Consider the following 18,679-nt stretch of genomic DNA (forward strand, 5'->3'; position numbering starts at 1 on the left):
AGTCGTTTTTGATTCCGCTCCTTCTGGACCTAGCTTCGGCTGGTTACACTGCGAATCACTATGAACGAGCTCGTTTCCATCATTCCGTTCGCATTGATCTTGTGCATTGGGATCTTTGTCCAGTCGGCTGCAGGCTTTGCTGCCGGGCTATTTATTGTCCCTGCGCTGATGTGGTTTGGCTACTCGATCCCCGAAGCCCAAACGTCGCTTCTGGTCGCCACGATCCCACAAAATCTGTGGGGCGTTTGGACATTACGTGACGCGATTTCCTTTTCCAAACTGAAAGTCCCTGGCTTCACTCGAATTCTGTTCTTGCCGATCGGCATCGCAGTGCTGCAAACGCTCGAGGCCTATTCGGTGATCACGCTTCGTCAAGTCGTGGGCGGAGTCGTGCTGGCTGTGACGATCGCCATGATGGTGTTTAACCCACGGCCTCAGACGCAGTTGCATCGTGGTTGGGCATTTCTTGCCTTTCCGCTTTCCGGATTCTTACAGGGGCTTGTTGGCATGGGGGGCCCCGCCCTGGTGTTTTGGGTGCAAGCACATGACTGGGACACCCGACGTATTCGCGGATTTCTGTTTGGGATGTTTTTGATCAGCATGTTCCCCGCGATAGGGCTGCTGTATTACACGTTCGGGTCACGGATCGTCCAGCCTGGCATGTTGGCCGCAGCAATGACGCCGCTGTTGTTGCTGGTCACGTTCGCCGGGCTACGTTTTGGAAACTGGCTGGGGCGTGCGAGACTGCGACGGATCACGCTGGGTATTCTGTTCGTGATGGGAATCGCAGGTCTTGCGGCGCCCTGGTTGAGTAACCGTTAATTGGCCGCTGAGCAGTCGCTAAAGAATCGCTATCGAGTGAACGTCACAACGACACCACCCTCGGTCCGCTCGGTGTCGTAATCTTGATTGTCCGAGGCAAATCGGTCGTGCCCGGCGACCATGGCGATCGCCAGCGAATCGGTAACGGCGTATTGCAAACGACCATGCAGCCGCCAAAAGAATTCGTCGCGTGCCACAGGGCCGGTGAAGTCTGCGTAGTCACGATAGCCGATACCCCACGTTGGAATGAACTTCCATCGATCTGTGATCGTCCAACCCGTCGATCCGTGCAAATTGATCGACGTGTACCGATAGTCGGCTCCCTCGGTGTCGGCTGATTCAAGATCAACCCCAAGTGCATGCGTCGGCATGCGATCCCAACCGGTTTGAAAGAAACGACTGATGCCTGCAGTCACCGTTGTGCCATCAAGCGACGTCGCAGTAGGATCAATTCCATCGTTGGTGAAATTCGATTGAGCCACCGTCAAGTAACCGTAGATCGCGTCCAAATCGGGCCGGATTAACGTGAGCGATGCGGTCGCGGAATGACGGTCGCCCACTTGGTCGCCATCAAAAAAGTCATTTGCAAAAATGTATTCCAGACGGCCGATCGCTTCGTTTTGACCGAGCTGAAAATCACGCTCGAAGAACGCTCCCGGTTGAAAGCTCGCCAGATTGAACTGCTCGAACTGTTGCTCGTTCGCCGTGAAATAGCCGCGGAACATTGGCCCCATTCGCGTTGTCTCGGTGCGAATCCATTTCCAATCGAGATCGGGATTGGCGAACGCCTGGAAACTCGCACTGTCACTCTGAGCCAATTCGCGACTGATCGGCGTTAGCGTGACGTTGGAGTTGTAGAGTACGCCAGTTTCAAAAAAGACTCGCAGCCGATTGAGCGGCTCTTTGACTTCACTTTCTAACTCCTCAAAACGCTGCTCCAGATTGTCGGATCCATCGAACGACTGAATCGAATAGCTGGCGGGCTGGACCAACGGATCCGTGGATGCACCAGGCGAGAGGGAAGATGGCGTTACAGGGATGCTTGTCGCGTTTGTTGGCAAAGCATTACTTAATTTCGCTTGACTCGCTTGACGATTCACGACGCCCTGTTGGCGTAGTTGATCCGAATACGAGCTAGCAGGAGCGATTTCATAAACACGATCGAAATGGGAAAGAGCCTCGTCATTTTGCCCCTTGCTGAGCAGCAATTGCCCCAGATCAAAATGGGCCGCGGCATTAAACGGATCCAGCTCGATCGCACGACGCGTCGACACGAGCGCCGAATCGGGATCGCCGAGCGTGTTTTGCAATCGCCCCAGCGACCGCCACGAATCCGAATGATTGGGGGTCTTGGTAACCCTCTGTTGCAACATTGACAACATCGAGAGCTGTCCCTGTGTGGGCTGCCCGTGTGTCGAAGGCACTGCTGCGATTTGTCCCTCTGCGATTTGCCCAAACTCGAGTTGATGCTGCGTTTGACTCTCGCCCAAGCCTACTGCGGCGTCTTGGGCACACAAACAACTGACCACGGTGCCACACAACCATGCAACCACGCATGCGAATAGGGACGCTGGCGAGAAGGGAGAAGTTGAAAGCATTAGATCGGTGCAAGTATCGAAAAATCGAATCGGCGAACGAATCTGTCTGGCGTATCGCGACCGGGATGAGGTACTGTGCCGGTGAAGTGAACGAGGGTTGGCGTTCAATCCACTTAGTAACACGCGGTCCCCGCGAATTACCACCCCGATTCGCGATGGTCGTGAATCGGATCGCCAACCTTTACTCAGTCACTTCGCTATTCCCTCGCATGGAGCTTGTTTCACGGATGAACGATCAAAAACGAATCAGACGGATAATCGCAGTGGTTGTAGCCGGCGCTGCAATCTCGACCACGGCACAGGCCCAAGGCCTTGGCGGTGCACTTTCGGGCGCTCAAGCTCAAACACAGCAGCGTGTCCAACAAAGGGTCCAGTCACAAGTTCAGCAACGAGTGCAGGGAGAGGTGCAAAATCAAATCCAATCGCAAGTTCAGGCCCAGGTCCAAGCTCAGGTCCAAGCCCAACTGCAACAACGCATTCAATCTCAGGTTGCTGGCAACGTGTCCGCTCGACTGAACAATCAGGTCGAAGTGACCGCGCGTCAAGCGGCTCGTTTAGCAGCACGCGTCGAAGCAACGGGCAAGTCGGCTTCGTCGGCAGCACTCTCAGCTGCCTCCAGCACTCGCCTGGACGCCAGTGCCAATGCGAACGCAAGCGGAAACGCACGCGTTGGACAGAACCAGATCGCAACGTCGAGTAACGCGCAAGCACGCGTCGGTGCTTCGGCCGCCCCGATCCAAATCACGCACAGTGACGTGGCTGTGTACGATTCGATCTTCGGTCAATTCAATCCACTTCGTACGACCGCAATGATCAAGGCCGCCGCACAAACTCACGCTAAAGCGGCTGCGGGTACTACGGCGTACGTCTTCGCAGAAGGCCATGGCAAAGCCAATGCAGCCGCCAATAGTGCGACAGACGTTAGCAGCGAACTTGCAACGTCGGCGCAAGCAGCTTTCGCCAACCAAGGGTCAACCTCGGCCAACGCAGAAAGCCAAACCAGTGGTCAATTCGGTATCGCAGGAATCTTGGATGCCAACGTCGATTTGTCGTCGATGATCGCGGTCGCTGCACGCCAACGGGGTGCCGAGATTTCGCAAATGCGAGATCAGGCAATCGCAACGGCCAATGCCGAATTGATGGCACAAGCCGACGTGATGGAAACCCAATTGGCTGCCTTTGCATCGGCACAGCAAGAAGCGATGGCCCAGGCGCAAGAGACTGCCCACGCTGCCGCTCAAAGTGCTGCTGCGACCAACGCGGCCGTCCAAGGTAACGCAGGCGGTTCCGCCACCGTCCGCTAAAGCGGGATAGACTTTGCGTAGCGAAACTCGCCAAGAGTTTCGGCTATGAATGTGGATGGCTTCCAGCCTGTCATGGGCTTGGAAGCATCCCACAAAGCCGCGTGGGAGTGGAGAAAACCTTTAGCGATTGAGCAGCATTGACCAGGAAAATCGCAGATCGTCTTGGTGTTTTTCAATCGCTTTATTTAACTTTGCCACAATACGATCGTTCTGGTTTTCGATAAACCGCTGAACAATCACTTCTTGCATCACTTCGCCCCAGGCTTCTGCGGCATCGCCGCCGATCTTGCTAATCCGGTCAATCTCGAACGAGGCCAGTGTTAACTTGGCACCCTCAATGATCGGTTCAGCGACCACAGCGGGTGGTATTTCGCTGTAGTCCAGATACAGTCCGATCGTGGAGGTCAGTTGCAGCTGCACTCGCAAGTGCCCGGTCACAGTGACGCTGTAGAGTTTGACACCCAAATTCCAACGCTCGACTTTGGCTGTGAACTGCATTGGCGTTTCGGTGGTGGAATCAATTCGCCAGCGATCCTGCTCGTTTAGCGTTGCTGAATTGATTTTTGTAGTGGCGGCATTCGGAGCATTGACCTCGGGCAACTTGATTTCGTATCGAATCCAGCGACCGTGGTTCACCTCTTTGAAGCGTCGATGCGTTTTTAGTTTCAGTCCATCAAACTTCGCTCGGACACCAGCCCATACTTTTTTTGTATCGCCCCAGTCTTTATCGCCCGTATAGACGGGGGGAACTTCTTGCATCGCTCGCGTCGCAAGCCACTGCATCGATTCCTTGGCTTGCGATTCAGAAACCGCAAGGGAGTGTTGTGGGGCGATTTGTTGCGCCGTGGCCAAGCCAGCCGATAGATTTAGTGCGATGGCCACAATCAGGATGCGAGGCCCTCGTCCAAGTCGCGTTCCCTGCGACTTGGAGCAGACATTGGATGCACTCGCTGACACAACTTTGTTCATCAGCGAAACCGGCGTTAGCGATAGACTACGCAGAAGTAGACTCCATCGCGACCCGTGGCCATCGCGGCTCCGGCGACTCGCATCCGTGAATCGTTTGTAAAGCAAGCCGATACTCCCGAGGGTGAATAGGAACTCGACCATCCTACCCCTTCGTACATTCCTGGGGCGAACGATCCCGGCGGATGGTTCTTCAATCCTTGCGAAGCCATCAACGCGGCACGTCGCTGTGCGACCGCTTGCAGTTGTGGATCAAAACTAAGCGCACCGACTCCGTTGCGAGCCCGCTGGGCATTGAGCGTCGCCAGCACGTTGGAGGTGCCACCACTGGATTGCATCGTCGATGCAGGCATCGTACTTGAATACGATTGCCCAGGCACAGATTGAATTTGCGCCGGTTGGATTTGGCCCGGTACCATTTGGCCCGGTACCATTTGGCTCGGCGCCGATTGGATTCCCGTGGGGTTAGTCCACGAAGTTTGCGTGACCGACGCAGGCGGGGCGGAGTGCGAATGCACTTTTCCACATTTGGGGCAAACGTACTCGTTGGACGCAAGCACCACGGTGTTGGCGGCCACATTGGTTGCCAAAACTGCACTTGTGGTGATCAGTCCAGCCAAAGCCACAAACATCATTCGAAGCATACTACTTCCCTTTTCTACGAACCAAGAACTTTCAGTTGACGAGAGTCGTTGGCAGAACGAGAAGGGGCACGGTCTTGGTGTTCGAAAGGAGCGTGCCCAAAATCTCAGCCAATCAACGAGCCAACGAAAATGCAAACTTTGCCGGTTGGGTGAAAGGGGGGCGTAGGGTAGAGAAGGCGAGTTTCGCTAGAGTTTTATTTTAACCGTCGTTGTAAGTCCTGCGTCTCGCTTGAGTTACGGCCGCATGATTCAGATGGGAATTCACTCAGAATGATGGGTAGCATAGGCAGGCTGGGAAGAGTTGGCCTGCTAGCATCTTTTGATGCTGTAGGTCCAGCGGAGGGTGCCGGACGCGTCCGCCGAAGCGGGGCAGATCTGGGTTCGGTCACCGTCGATGCTCAGTTGGGATCCCTCGCCCGGCTCGATTTTGAACCGTGGATTTGTGTGATAAGTGCTACCCAGAAACTCAGGCGTTTGCTTGCAGCGGCAGGCAAAATCAAAGAAAAGCGTTGGCTCGTTGGTCGATTCCTGCCAATGCACACTGACGCTCCAGTGGCTGACGCCTGCTGCCCCCACGCCCAGTAGTGCATCACCGACCGGTAGCGATTCGAGCGAAAGTTGTTGAATCGGCGGTGAGCAAGGCCATGCTTGCTCTGCGGTTCCATTGACGCTCGCCATTGCAGCGTTTTCGTCGCTGGACGCTTCGCCGCCGAGGATCTGGTGCACAAAGCGGTCTTCGCACCAACGGAATTCGACTCGCAGTGAGCCATCGGGGGACGTCAGAGCAAGAGGAGCGGTGGTCACGCCGTCACCTCATTTTCGCTCGACAGGTTCGAAAAGGCTGACAACAGCTTCAGCCCATCCGCTTGGCTCTTTTCCGGGTGGAACTGGGTCGCGAACAGATTGTCTCGCCACACCATCGCACAGAACGGGCCGCCGTAATCACACGTCAGTGCAACCACCGAGGGATCCGCCGGACGAACGTAATACGAGTGAACGAAATAGAAGTGGGCTGCGGGGCTAATGTCTTTCAGCAGCGGCGGTTCGGTTTGGTGCGTCACCGTGTTCCAGCCCATATGTGGCACTTTGTAGGAATGCGGCAATTTAAATCGAACCACGTCTCCCTTCAGCACGCCAAGTCCCTCGTGTTCGCCGTGCTCGAATCCGCGTTCAAAAAGCAGTTGCAGCCCTAGGCAGATGCCAAGGAACGGCTTTCCTGAATCGATAAAGTCGCGGATCGGGCCGGCCAAATCACGGCGGCGGATCTCGGTCATCGCGTCCCCGAACGCCCCGACACCCGGCAGGATCAGCTTCTCTGCCTCAGCGATTTCACGAGGGTCGGAACTGATTCGTGCAGAGCCACCGACGCGTTCAATTCCTTTTTGAACGCTGCGGAGGTTTCCCATCTGATAGTCAACAATGGTGATCATCGTGGTACAGGCAATGACTTTGGAAGAAATGTGAAAGAACCGTGCGAAAATAGGCGTGCTCGACAATATCGGTGAGGACGTATTCTCGCAACCTGTGGTTCACATTCCTAAGCGACCGCGTGGTAGAGCCTAAGCCACTGCGTGATAGAGCGCCCGTGCTTTTTCGGGGTCCAGCGGCACGGGGTTGAACGTCCCTGTCCACTGCTGGAGCGCTTCTTCGGCCAACGCTTCGATTTCCGAATAGGGGATCGACAACTGTTCAAACGACGTGGCCAGTCCCGCGTCGCGAAGCCACTCGGTGACCTTGTCCGCCAACTGTGCGGGAGCATTCTCGCTCGAGGCGGTCGGGTCGATTTCTCGCATCAGTTCCGCATACCAATCAGGATGATCCAGCCCGTTCAGCCGAATTACTGCGGGCAACATCAATCCAACGGCTTGGCCGTGCGTAATGTCATGCCGAGCGGTCAGCGGGTTTGCGGTCGCGTGGGCGGCACCGAGCATCGAGGTTTCGATCGCCATGCCGGCAAAATGGGCTCCAAGCTGCATTTGGCTGCGTGCTTCGCGATCATTCGGATCGGCCAAAACACGCGGAAATCCTTGTGCCAATAGTCCAAATGCACGTCGCGAATAGGTCGTCGACATCGGATTGCGACGTTTGGTGACATAGGTCTCGATCGCGTGCGAGATCGCATCGATCCCGGTCAGCGCCGTCACCGAACGTGGCTGGGTCATCGTTAAATCGGGATCAAGGATCGCGATTCGGCAAGCCGCCCGAGGGTCGCCGCATGGCATTTTGACATGCGTTTTGGCGTCGCTGATGAGGGCAAACGATTGTGCTTCGCTGCCGGTTCCCGAGGTGGTCGGGATAGCGATCATCGGCAATAAATCGGTGGTCGCTCGGCCGACACCTTGGTAATCGTGAATCGTTCCTCCGCACGAATAAACGAAATTGATTCCTTTACAGCAATCCATGCTGCTGCCCCCGCCAAGCCCAATCAGCAGGTCGGGTTTGACCTTTGCCGCATGGCGGACCCCGGCGTCGACCATGTCCGAGGTGGGGTTTTCGGCAAAATCGTGAAACGACTCGACCTTCAACCCGCTGGCAACGAGCGATGCGACAGCGTGTTCGAAATGTCCTGCTTTGATCAATCCAGGGTCGCTGACGACCATCACACATTTAGGGCGGAAATCACTCGCCAATTCGCCGAGTCGCGAGAGCGTTCCTGCGCCAAAAACCACACGCGTTCGGCTTTGGGTGTCAAAAGGCTGCATTGCAGACTCGAAAATGAGGTGGGAGGACGGCAAAAAGGTGGGTTTTTATTGCAAGACGAGCGTTGCACCGTGTCTACATCATATCTTGGTGCCTCAGCAAGGGAACCTACACGGCAGCGGTGCCCCCTAAACGGACGGGGTGCTGAGCATTGTTTCATTGACGTCGAAATCGCCGCCTTTTCAAAAATGGACAAAACCTCGCTCGATCCACCCACCGTATTTAAACCGCCAGAATGCCGAGTGGTTTCGCCGAATCGAGCCGCATGTCGTTATTGATCCGACCAGACGGCAAATTCATTGCCGCTTGGTTCGGTGAACTGGAATCGCCGTCCGCCGGGAAACGTAAAAATCGGCTTAATAATCGTCCCACCGGCCGACTCGACCTTGGCCTGCGTTTCCTCGAGTTTCTGGCTGTAGAAAACCAACAGCGCCGATCCATTGGCGGTCGTGGCGGCTTGATCTGATTGAAAGAATCCGCCGTCGAGCCCCTCGCCCGCAAACGCACTGTACTGAGGACCGTAATCCACAAACGACCAACTAAATGCATTCTGAAAGAACGATTTGGTTGCGGCGAGGTCTTTGCAGGGAAACTCGACATAGTTCAGTTTTTCGTGCTGATTCATTCGTTAGAACTCCGGCGTTATTCGTAGATTGGAAAGAACGTATTGAACGCGGCTTCACAAAAATCGCCAGGATCGTTGAAGCGGCGATGGCGGTCCATCGTATCGATCGTTTTCATTTCGTCGTCACTCAACTGAAAATCAAACAGGGCGATGTTCTCTTTCAATCGCTCGGTCTTGGAGGACTTCGGTACGATCGCGGTGCCGCGCTGGATGCCCCAACGCAACACGACTTGCGCCGGTGTGCGACCGTGATGTGATGCGATCTCTTTGATCTTCGCCTGCTCGATCACCGCTTCCCCGGACTCGGCCATGTTCAGTTGAAAATACGACTGAGCCCCAAGCGGCGAAAACGCGGTCACCGCGATCTCGGACTCACGACAAAACCGCAGCAGCTTTTGCTGAGTCAAATAGGGATGTAATTCGACTTGCAACATCGCTGGCGGTGTATCGCTTTGGTTCATCAATTCTCGGATCAGTGCAACACTGAAATTACAAACGCCGATCTCGCGAACCAAGCCTGCGGAAACTAATTCCGTCATCGCCTGCCATGTTTCGATCAGCGGAACATGGTCCGGTTCCATCTTCGGCGATGCCGCGTCGGGATCGGCGAACCAGCCCGGCGGATAGTGTTGATCAAACGGCACAAATTTCTGAGCAATCGGAAAGTGAATCAGATACAAGTCGAGGTGGTCGAGTTGCAAATCGGCAAGCGTCTTTTCGAGCGCGGGACGCACATGTTCGGGGCGATGGTAGGTGTTCCAAAGCTTTGACGTGATCCAAAGGTCGTCACGTGTGACTTTGCCATCACGAATCGCTTGACTCAGTCCGTTGCCCGCTTCGACTTCGTTCCCATAGTCACAGGCGGAATCGAAATGTCGGTAGCCACAATCGATCGCGGACTGGACGACATCGGCAGTTTCGGCCTGGTCAATTTTCCAAAGTCCAAGTCCGACAGAGGGGACGGTTCGCCCACTTTTTAGTTGGATCGATTCCATGATGGTTGAGAATTCGCTCGTGTCAGTGCGTTAAGATGGTGTGCAGTAGTTTGCACAATCTAGCGGAGGTTCGAAGGACAATCCAGCATCGCCCCCCGCAGAACGTCGTCGGACGAGCGAGTATCGATTCCCGTAGTGGACGTGGCTACACGTCCCTCGCGCATCCCACCGTCAGAGACCTTTCCCGTTTCAGCAAATAGGATCTTTAGCAAGATCCACTACGCGTCCCCGTAGTGGACGTGGCTACACGTCCCTTACCCTGAAGATCAGCGTACTCCGCTTTCGCTTCAGCAAGGTCCGCTCCGTCCCACTTGCATCAAGCCTCGTTTACGAAGGAACGAGATCACTCGGTCGAATCGATCCCAAAAGTCAGCATCGAACACACGTAATTCGGGATAGCCTGGAACAACGCAACCCGAGAACTTGTACTGTGCGAACTTATCAACATCGACCATCCCAGCGCGTTCTGGGTTTCTGGCAATGTATTCGCAAGCGTTTCGGAACTCTCCTTCACGTCGGTCCTGTTCCTTGAAAACGTGATCATAGCTTTGATCCTGCAGCTGAAAACCAATTCGTTTCAGCGAATCATTAACCGTTTTTCGGAAATGCTTCATCGCGAGCAGTTGATCACTACCTGGGCAAAGCCCCATCCACACCATATGGAAATGGTCGGGCATCAGACAAAAAATGGGGCAAGCCAATCCGTAGCGAAACAAGGTATGCGTCATCAGTTCACGAAAGCGATAGAGTAACGTGACGGAAATCCATCCTTGGCGACGTTCGAATATCGTGATGGACCAATGGACAATCGCATCCGCTTGATAGTAGCGAGGCGGAAGTCGATGCAAGTGATCGCGTTTGGTCATCGCAATGATTCCCCGTTAGACGCGTAAGCGTAGCTATACGTTTGTAACTGGCATCATATATGGGATCTTTAGCAAGATCCACTACGAGGAGTCGGTAGTGGACGTGGCTACACGTCCCTCGAGTATCCAACCTCCGGAACGTTTTCCTTGTTTCGGTGGCGGCCGGGATCTTTAGCAAGATCCACTACGCGGAGTCGGTAGTGGACGTGGCTACACGTCCCTCGAGTATCCAACCTCTGGAACGTTTTCCTTGTTTCGGTGGCGGCCGGGATCTTTAGCAAGATCCACTACGCGGAGTCGGTAGTGGACGTGGCTACACGTTCCTCGAGTATCCAGCCGCCGGAACGTTTTCCTTATTTCGGTGGCGGCCGGGATCTTTAGCAAGATCCACTACGAGGAGTCGGTAGTGGACGTGGCTACACGTCCCTCGAGTATCCAACCTCCGGAACGTTTTTCTTATTTCGGTGGCGGCCGGGATCTTTAGCAAGATCCACTACGCGGAGTCGGTAGTGGACGTGGCTACACGTCCCTCGAGTATCCAACCTCCGGAACGTTTTCCTTATTTCGGTGACGGCCGGGATCTTTAGCAAGATCCACTACGAGAGGGGACGGTTCCTGGGCGGGGGGCGTGCGTTAGAATGGCCTGATGCGGTTCGCTCCCGTTGCTGCAAAAACGCGAACGATCATCTGCATTTGCCTCTTCAGGATCCTGCCATATGACCTCATTTTATAACGCGTTGACCTTCACCGCTTTGACGACGTTCGTGACCTGCATGTGTCACGGGCAAGAATCGCCAGCGCATCAAGCGACCGAAGAGGTTCACCCTGCTAATCGGCTTGCGGGTGAATCGAGTCTGTATTTGCTGCAACATGCTCACAATCCCGTCGATTGGTATCCGTGGGGGGAAGAGGCGTTTGAGAAGGCGGCACGCGAAAATAAGATGGTGTTCTTGTCAGTCGGCTACGCTGCCTGTCACTGGTGTCATGTGATGGAACGCGAATCGTTTGTCGATCCCGAAATCGCGGCATTGCTGAACGATCGCTTTGTTTGCATCAAAGTGGATCGTGAACAGCGACCCGATGTCGATCAGATTTATATGTTGGCAGTCCAGATCGTCAGTCGTGGCAATGGCGGTTGGCCGATGTCCGTGTTTTTGACGCCCAAGGGAAAACCGTTTTGGGCAGGGACGTATTTCCCGGCGCGTACCGGTGATCGCGGACAGTCGACAGGTTTCCTCAGCATCCTTGGGCAAATCGACCAGGCCTGGAAGACGCAGCGTGATTCGGTTGAAACGCAAGCCGAAGCAGTCACGTCGCTCATCAAGGCAAATCGCAGTGGGATTGCCGAGGAAGAATTGGATGCGGCCGCTTCGGCACTGAATCAGAACCTGATCGACCGAGTGGCGGCGTCGTTGAAAGAGCAATTCGATCCGGTGTACGGTGGATTCGGCTTTTCGGATGCCCAGCCGAATCGCCCGAAATTTCCCGAACCATCGAATCTGTATTTTTTGATGGACCGAATCGAACGGGAATCGACATCCGAGGATGAGCGTGAGGCGTCACTAAAAATGTTGACGCGAAGTCTGGATGGAATGATAAGCGGAGCGATGTTCGATCACATCGGTGGCGGGTTTCATCGCTACAGCGTCGATCGCCAGTGGCAGATTCCTCATTTCGAAAAGATGCTGTACGACAACGGCCAATTGGCGTCGGTTTACGCCCGAGCTTACGAAATCACGAAGCGTCAAGAGTACCGCGACGTGGCGATCGCAATTTGCGATTTCGTGCTGCGTGAACTGCAGTCCGATGATGCGACGTTTTACAGTTCGCTCGATGCCGATTCCGAAGGTGAAGAGGGCAAGTTCTATCGCTGGAGCGAACAGGAGATCGAGACGCTCGAAAAATCTTTGAGTGGTTTCGGCGAGTTTGCCTCGGTTTATCAGTTTCGTGAGGAGCCAAATTTTGAAGGCGAATTCTTTGCACCCGAGCCCAAACGTTCGCTGACCGAAATTGCGAAACAAAAAGAGCAACCGTATGAAAGTCTGCGGGATTCGCTTCGGAGCGTAAAAGACGAATTGCGTGAGATCCGTGAGAAACGCGAACGGCCGCTGCGAGACGAAAAAGTGTTGGCGGCTTGGAACGGGTTGATGATCGCGGGGCTAGCCGATTGCGGCCGATTGCTGGATCGACCCGATTACGTCGATGCAGCTAAAAAGGCAGCCGATTTCGTACTCGCAAAACTTGCTGTCGACGACGGAGTCTTGCGACGCGATTATGCCGCGGGAGCCAAAAAGCTAGACGGTTATCTCGACGATTATGCGTTCTTCGTCTCGGGGCTGATTGCCCTGCATCGAGCAACCAGTGACGCAAAATGGATTGATGCCGCCGAGTCGCTGACCGAGAAGCAGATCGAGTTGTTCTGGGATGAAAAGGTGGGCGGTTTTTTCTTTACCACCGCCGAGCAATCGCTGTTGATTGTGCGAATGAAAAATCCCACCGATGGTGCGTTGCCGGCCGGAGCAAGCATCGCTGGCGAGAATCTGCTGTATTTGAAAAAGCATTCCGGCGTGTTTGCTGAGGAAGACTATCTCAGCAAGCTCGCAGTCGTGGCGGCGGCAGTGATCAAACAGAATCCCGCGGCGGCGCCCAGGATGGCCGCCGTGTTAGCGGACTACATCGAGTCGGAACGTTGATCCAAAGTCGCCCGACGTCTCCAACGTCGGTTAAATGTGGGATAGGCTTCCAGCCTGTCATTGCATCCTCGACAGGCTGGAAGCCTATCCCACACTGTTTCGGGAGTTCTTGGGCGAGCCGAAATTCTTGGCGACTTTCGCTACGGGCGCGTTCGTCATTGACGTGACGTCCTTCCAAGCTTCACGTAATGATTGCGGAGCAATCAACGACTTAGCACTAAAACGGGGCGTCGTCTTCGTTGGCTTCGTCGAACGCGTCGTTTGCCGAACGCGAGACTTTTTCGGTCATCGTGCCACCTGCACCGCCGCCATCGCCAACCAGACGGAACGACAACGCTTCGGCGTTGAGAAAATATTTGGCTTCGCTGTGCTCGTCTTTCTGCCAGCGACGTCCGTTCAGACGGTAAACCACTTCGATTTCGTCGCCGACTTTGATGTCATCAACGGCGTCGCAGCCATCTTTGACAAATTCAAGTGGAACGTAATTGGTAAAGCTTCCCTTTTCTTGCTCAAGCACAACAAGACGCTTGCGAAAACCTTTGTTTCCGTAGGTCTTGGTGTCTTCGATCAAATGGACAACGCCGCTGACTTTCGAGTCACTCATACCAAACCGCTCAATTCTTATTCTTCAAAAATTCAAAATTCGTGATACCGATTGCGCCATTATGGTGAAAGCAACCACGATCTTGCAACCGTCCGCAATCACGACAGAATATCGTGAACGACGTGGCCATGCACATCAGTTAAACGAAATTGGCGTCCTTGGTATTTGTAAGTCAAACGTTCGTGATCAATCCCCATCTGGTACAGGATCGTGGCATGCAGATCGTGAATATGCACTGGGTTTTCGGTCAAGTTGTAACCGTATTCATCGGTTTCACCATACGAAGTTCCTGGCTTGATCCCCCCGCCCGCCATCCAAATCGAAAAACAGCGTGGGTGGTGATCGCGACCAAAACTCTTTTCCGTCAATTTGCCCTGGCAGTAATTGGTGCGGCCAAACTCACCACCCCAAATGACGAGGGTGTCTTCGAGTAGCCCGCACCGTTTCAGGTCTTTTACCAATGCTGCGGACGCTTGATCAGTCGCGGCACATTGCCGTGGCAATCCCGACGGCAAGCCACCGTGGTGATCCCAGCCTTGGTGATACAGCTGTACGAACCGCACACCCCGCTCAACCAACCGGCGTGCTTGCAAGCAATTCGCGGCAAAGGTTCCGGGGTTACGTGAATCTTTGCCGTATTCCTCGAATACGGATTCCGGTTCATCGGAAAAATTCGTGGCTTCGGGGATCGAATTTTGCATGCGGAACGCCAATTCGTATTGGGCAATCCGCGTCTCGACGTAAGGATCCGAACCCTCTGCTAGCTGTCCCTCGTGCAATTGGTTCAGTGCATCCAGGGCGGCGCGGCGGCTGCTGCTATCAATCCCCTCGGGGTTGCTCAAATACAGCACAGGATCTTTGCCGCTGCGAAATTGGACGCCTTGATGCTTGCTGGCTAGAAAACCGTTGCCCCACAAGCGTGACGACAACGGTTGTCCACTGGCGTTCTTGGAGACCATCACGACGAAGGCGGGTAAGTTATTATTTTCGGTACCCAGTCCGTAGTCCATCCACGCCCCCATGCTCGGTCGCCCCGGAAACTGGCTGCCGGTTTGCATAAACGTGACTCCGGGGCCGTGATTGATCGCCTCGGTGTACATCGATTTGACAACACAGATATCGTCGGCAATTCCGGCGGTATGCGGCAGCAAGTTGCTCATCCAGGTACCGCTTTCGCCGTACTGTTTGAACTGAAATGGGGATCCGACCAGCGGCAAGCTCGACTGGTTCCCGCTCATGCCGGTTAATCGTTGACCACCACGGACTTCGTCGGGCAATTCAGTGCCATGTTTCTCGTTGAGCAGCGGTTTGTAATCGAACAAGTCCAATTGGGATGGAGCTCCCGATTGAAACAGGAAGATGACCCGTTTTGCCTTGGGGGCATGATGTAGGGCTTTGAGGATCCCGCCACTGCCTGATTGCGAGGCCGCTTCGGTGTGCAGCATCTGGCTTGCCGCCAGTGCCCCGAAACCCATTCCCATTTGACTCAGCATGCTGCGGCGATTGAGTCCGAAACCGCTTGGTAAGTTTTCATTCATGGCTGGTTATCGCTTCATCACGCTAAGGTCAAAGTTCATCAGGGTTCCCACCACGACGCTGGTTGCCGCCAATGCAGCACGGTTCATGTCGTCGTCGGTTTCGGCATCGCCGATGGCCAAGAATTGGTCTGTGCGATCACTGTGCTCGCTGAAATAATCGAGCTGGGATTGGTACAGCGTTTTGAGTGTTTTCAGCTGTGCCGCACTCGGTTTCCGGCTAGTCGTTTTACGAAACGCATCGACCAGAATTGCAGAGGTGTCATCGCCATGCAGCTGAATCAGCTTTTCCGCGGTGACGCGTCCTGCCTCGACAAACTGAGGCCCGTTCATCAGCACAAACGCTTGCAGAGGCGACGAGGTGCGTTCACGTTTGACTTGGCATACGTCCCGTTTCGCCGCGTCCAACGTCATCATTGAGGGTGCGGGACCGGTCCGTTTCCAGTACGTATAGAGACTTCGGCGGTACAAGGCATTGCCGCTGTCGCGTTTGGAAGGACTAAATGATTCTTCGATATCGTACGGTTTCACGGGAGGGCCGCCGATGGTGGAAACCAAACGCTGACTCGTCGCCAGCACGTTGTCGCGGAGCATTTCAGCGGGCAGGCGATAGCTGGGGAAACGCGACAGAAATCGATTTTCGGGATCGGATGCAATCGATTTTGGATCAGGATTTTGACTGGATTGCCGATAGCTTGCCGACGTCACGATCAACTTTAACATCCGTTTGACATCCCAGTCACTATCCACGAATTCGACCGCCAACCAATCGAGCAATTCGGGATGCGTGGGCGGTGCACCTTGGCTGCCAAAGTCCTCGGGCGTACGCACGATTCCTTCGCCAAAGCAGATTTGCCAGAGCCGATTGACGGCAACGCGGCTGGTTAACGGATGGTCATCCCGAGTCAACCACTGTGCCAATCCAAGTCGATTGCGCGGAGCATCTTCGGGAAATCCCAGTAACGTGCTTGGAGTGGTCGGTTCGACGGGTTCGCCTCGTTGGTCGTAAACGCCACGCTCGAGCAAATAGCTTGGTTTATGTTCAGGCAGTTCTTGCATGACCATGATCTCGTCAACGGCGTCCTGTATCGCACACAGATTCTTGCGAGCTTCCTTCAGTTTCGAGCGAGCTTGGATCACGGTGTCATCGATGCGACCAAGGTAGTGATCGCGAAGCAGTTCGGCCGTTTCCACAGCGGGTTTCGCAGTTGGTAGTTTCGCTGCGGAAAGCCGTTGGATTTCCAGCTTGGTTAACTCGGTATCGTAGACCTGAAACTCATCGACTGATCCATGCTTGAATCCATTGTCGCGAAATCGTTCGCCAATCGCGATGTTGTCACCACCGCCACCGGTGATGTTTTTCGTGAGTGCATCGCGAACCGTTTCCGTTTCGACTTGTTTCCCGTCGACGTAAATCGCTAATCCCGAGGCGGTACTGGATCCATCGTTGCTAACGACGACATGGATCCACTCTTTGGTGGGGATCGCCTGGACGCTGCGGATGCTGATCGCATTGCCGGGCCAAAAGTGAATCAGCGACCAGCTGAGCCGGCCTTCGTCGATTAGCAGTTCATAACCGCGGCTGGCCGCGTCGGTCCAAGCGCGCGAGCGATGGAAGATCACTGCTCGCTCTTTCACATTGGGGGTCTTGATCCAACACGAAACCGAAAACGGCGTAAAGCGAGAGAAATTGCCGACCTTGGTATTGATGGGGTCGTCACCAGTGAGCTTCACCGCATGCCCGACGATACCCTCGGCCTGCGAATTGGGCGCCGATGGTTTGTCTTCGAAATCAAGGGCCAGTATCGGTTTGGCAAGCTGAGTTTCAGCGTCAATGGATTCGATATCGGCCGCCCATTTTTCTGCTTCCGTTCTGCGTGCAGCGATCGCACTTTCAAGTGCTTGCGAGGCAGCGTCGGCGGTTTTTGTCGCGGATGCGAGTTGTTGTTCTTGTTCCGCCGTGGGCAGCGGTAACGTCGGGGTAGGGATCGCGTTAGTAAAGTAAGAATACAAGCCAGCTTCAGAAATGTTGTCGAAGAACGCAGACAGCTGGAAGTATTCCTTTTGCTTCAGCGGATCATATTTGTGGTCATGGCAACGACAACATTCCATCGTCAGCCCCATGATCCCGGTCGCGACCGTTTGCGTTCGATCGGCGATCGATTCGATGCGGAATTCTTCGGGCACGCTGCCCCCTTCGCACTCTTGCGGATGCAATCGATTGAAGGTGGTTGCCAAGATTTGATCGCGGGTGGCGCCCGGCAGTAAATCGCCTGCGAGTTGTTCGGTGATAAATTGGTCGTAGGACATGTTTTGGTTGAACGCTCGGATGACCCAATCCCGCCACGGCCAAACGAAACGGTCGCGATCGACTTGGAACCCGTAGGTGTCGCTGTAGCGTGCCACGTCGAGCCAGTCGGCTGCCATGCGTTCGCCATAAGCTTCGCGTTCGAGTAACCGATCGACCAGCCGTTCGTAGGCATCGGCAGATTCGTCGGCCAAGAACGAGTCGATCTCTTCGATCGTGGGCGGCAATCCGGTAAGGTCAAATGACACTCGACGAATCAATGTTTCACGATCCGCCTCGGGTGCGAGCGAAAGATTGTTCTTTGTGAGTTTGGCGTGGATAAATTGGTCGATCGCGTTGTTGGTTCGCTGTCCTTCGCGGGACTCGGGGACCTCGGGGCGCCCGGCGGCAGCAAACGACCAATGGCCTTCGTATTCTGCTCCTTGGTCAATCCATGCCCGGATGGTTGCGATTTGATCTTCGTTGAGCGAACGTCCCGAGCTTGGGGGCGGCATGCGAAGATCCGGATCGTCCGAGATGATTCGCAGATAAACATCGCTTTGTGTCGCATCGCCAGGCTCGATCGCGTACTCCTTGGCGCCTTCTTCGGTATCAAGTCGCAGATCGGCTTCGCGTGCCGCTTCGTCAAATCCGTGACAATGAAAGCAATTTTCAGAGAGGATCGGGCGGACATCGAGATTGAAACGCAGAGGGGACGCGGAGTCGGCTGGACCCTCTGCCCAGCTAAAGCCTGCGACCGTTAGGCTCGCGACCGCACAAAGAAACGCCAAAGTCACAAAACGGCGTGGTTCAACAACGCTCATAAATTTCCTGTTGGAGGCAGTCAAGACTCTTTGGGAGTGGGAAATGATCGATAAAGATTGCAAAACAGGGCAATCCAAGGATCAAATCAAGACGGCACGCCAATCCAGCACCAGCAATGTTGGCACTGACGCAGGTAGCCCTTTTGAGAATGGGCAGGCGGGGTGAGATTTTTTGGTTTCAATCTCCGCCTCTACGATAGTAATAGGAGATCCGAT

15 protein-coding genes are annotated in these 18,679 nt (G+C 54.7%); 3 read left to right on the forward strand and 12 right to left on the reverse strand.

All coding sequences use genetic code 11. The features are described from left to right. Nucleotides 1–60: 60 nt before the first annotated feature. Nucleotides 61–822 (forward strand): sulfite exporter TauE/SafE family protein, encoded by a 762-nt coding sequence (locus SH528x_RS03355; RefSeq protein ID WP_442509121.1) that lies wholly within the window; start codon nt 61–63, stop codon nt 820–822. Nucleotides 823–851: 29 nt separating this feature from the next. On the opposite strand, the gene SH528x_RS03360 is transcribed toward SH528x_RS03355, so the two are convergent. After that, the gene (locus SH528x_RS03360) at nt 852–2,420 is read right to left on the reverse strand and encodes a tetratricopeptide repeat protein (protein ID WP_442509122.1); all 1,569 of its coding nucleotides are present in this window, start codon (nt 2,418–2,420) and stop codon (nt 852–854) included. A 227-nt stretch (nt 2,421–2,647) separates the two neighbouring features. Between SH528x_RS03360 and SH528x_RS03365 the strand changes: the two genes are divergently transcribed. Then, the gene (locus SH528x_RS03365) at nt 2,648–3,724 is read left to right on the forward strand and encodes a hypothetical protein (protein WP_442509123.1); all 1,077 of its coding nucleotides are present in this window, start codon (nt 2,648–2,650) and stop codon (nt 3,722–3,724) included. Between the two features lie 120 nt (nt 3,725–3,844). On the opposite strand, the gene SH528x_RS03370 is transcribed toward SH528x_RS03365, so the two are convergent. The 8 genes from SH528x_RS03370 to SH528x_RS03405 form a co-directional block, all read right to left on the reverse strand. Beyond that, entirely contained in the window at nt 3,845–4,693 is an 849-nt protein-coding gene (locus SH528x_RS03370; RefSeq protein ID WP_442509124.1) for a hypothetical protein, read from the reverse strand. A gap of 14 nt (nt 4,694–4,707) precedes the next feature. Further along, the gene (locus tag SH528x_RS03375; RefSeq protein WP_442509125.1) at nt 4,708–5,334 is read right to left on the reverse strand and encodes a CAP domain-containing protein; all 627 of its coding nucleotides are present in this window, start codon (nt 5,332–5,334) and stop codon (nt 4,708–4,710) included. Nucleotides 5,335–5,643: 309 nt separating this feature from the next. Further along, the gene (locus SH528x_RS03380; protein WP_442509126.1) at nt 5,644–6,138 is read right to left on the reverse strand and encodes a hypothetical protein; all 495 of its coding nucleotides are present in this window, start codon (nt 6,136–6,138) and stop codon (nt 5,644–5,646) included. Next, on the reverse strand, nt 6,135–6,764 hold the full coding sequence (hisH, locus tag SH528x_RS03385; RefSeq protein ID WP_442509127.1) for an imidazole glycerol phosphate synthase subunit HisH: 630 nt from the start codon (nt 6,762–6,764) through the stop codon (nt 6,135–6,137). The genes SH528x_RS03380 and hisH overlap by 4 nt, the downstream gene beginning before the upstream one ends. Before the next feature lie 129 nt (nt 6,765–6,893). After that, on the reverse strand, nt 6,894–8,036 hold the full coding sequence (locus SH528x_RS03390) for an iron-containing alcohol dehydrogenase (RefSeq protein WP_442509128.1): 1,143 nt from the start codon (nt 8,034–8,036) through the stop codon (nt 6,894–6,896). Between the two features lie 269 nt (nt 8,037–8,305). Continuing rightward, nucleotides 8,306–8,659 (reverse strand): VOC family protein, encoded by a 354-nt coding sequence (locus SH528x_RS03395; RefSeq protein ID WP_442509129.1) that lies wholly within the window; start codon nt 8,657–8,659, stop codon nt 8,306–8,308. Nucleotides 8,660–8,676: 17 nt separating this feature from the next. Beyond that, nucleotides 8,677–9,654, reverse strand: coding sequence for an aldo/keto reductase (locus SH528x_RS03400; protein WP_442509130.1), 978 nt, complete (start codon nt 9,652–9,654; stop codon nt 8,677–8,679). Nucleotides 9,655–9,941: 287 nt separating this feature from the next. Continuing rightward, nucleotides 9,942–10,520, reverse strand: coding sequence for a hypothetical protein (locus SH528x_RS03405; protein ID WP_442509131.1), 579 nt, complete (start codon nt 10,518–10,520; stop codon nt 9,942–9,944). 716 nt (nt 10,521–11,236) lie between these two features. Here SH528x_RS03405 and SH528x_RS03410 point away from each other — a divergent pair. Next, complete coding sequence (locus SH528x_RS03410; RefSeq protein ID WP_442509132.1) at nt 11,237–13,213, forward strand: thioredoxin domain-containing protein; 1,977 nt, start codon at nt 11,237–11,239, stop codon at nt 13,211–13,213. A gap of 217 nt (nt 13,214–13,430) precedes the next feature. Here SH528x_RS03410 and SH528x_RS03415 read toward each other — a convergent pair whose 3' ends face one another. The 3 genes from SH528x_RS03415 to SH528x_RS03425 form a co-directional block, all read right to left on the reverse strand. Next, complete coding sequence (locus SH528x_RS03415; protein WP_339941098.1) at nt 13,431–13,817, reverse strand: DUF3127 domain-containing protein; 387 nt, start codon at nt 13,815–13,817, stop codon at nt 13,431–13,433. Between the two features lie 98 nt (nt 13,818–13,915). Continuing rightward, nucleotides 13,916–15,355, reverse strand: a complete 1,440-nt coding sequence (locus SH528x_RS03420) for a DUF1501 domain-containing protein (RefSeq protein WP_442509133.1) — start codon at nt 15,353–15,355, stop codon at nt 13,916–13,918. A gap of 6 nt (nt 15,356–15,361) precedes the next feature. Beyond that, entirely contained in the window at nt 15,362–18,463 is a 3,102-nt protein-coding gene (locus SH528x_RS03425; RefSeq protein ID WP_442509134.1) for a DUF1553 domain-containing protein, read from the reverse strand. Between the last annotated feature and the right edge of the window lie 216 nt (nt 18,464–18,679).

The sequence above is a fragment of the Novipirellula methanifontis genome, from assembly GCF_052161655.1.
Classification (GTDB): domain Bacteria; phylum Planctomycetota; class Planctomycetia; order Pirellulales; family Pirellulaceae; genus Novipirellula.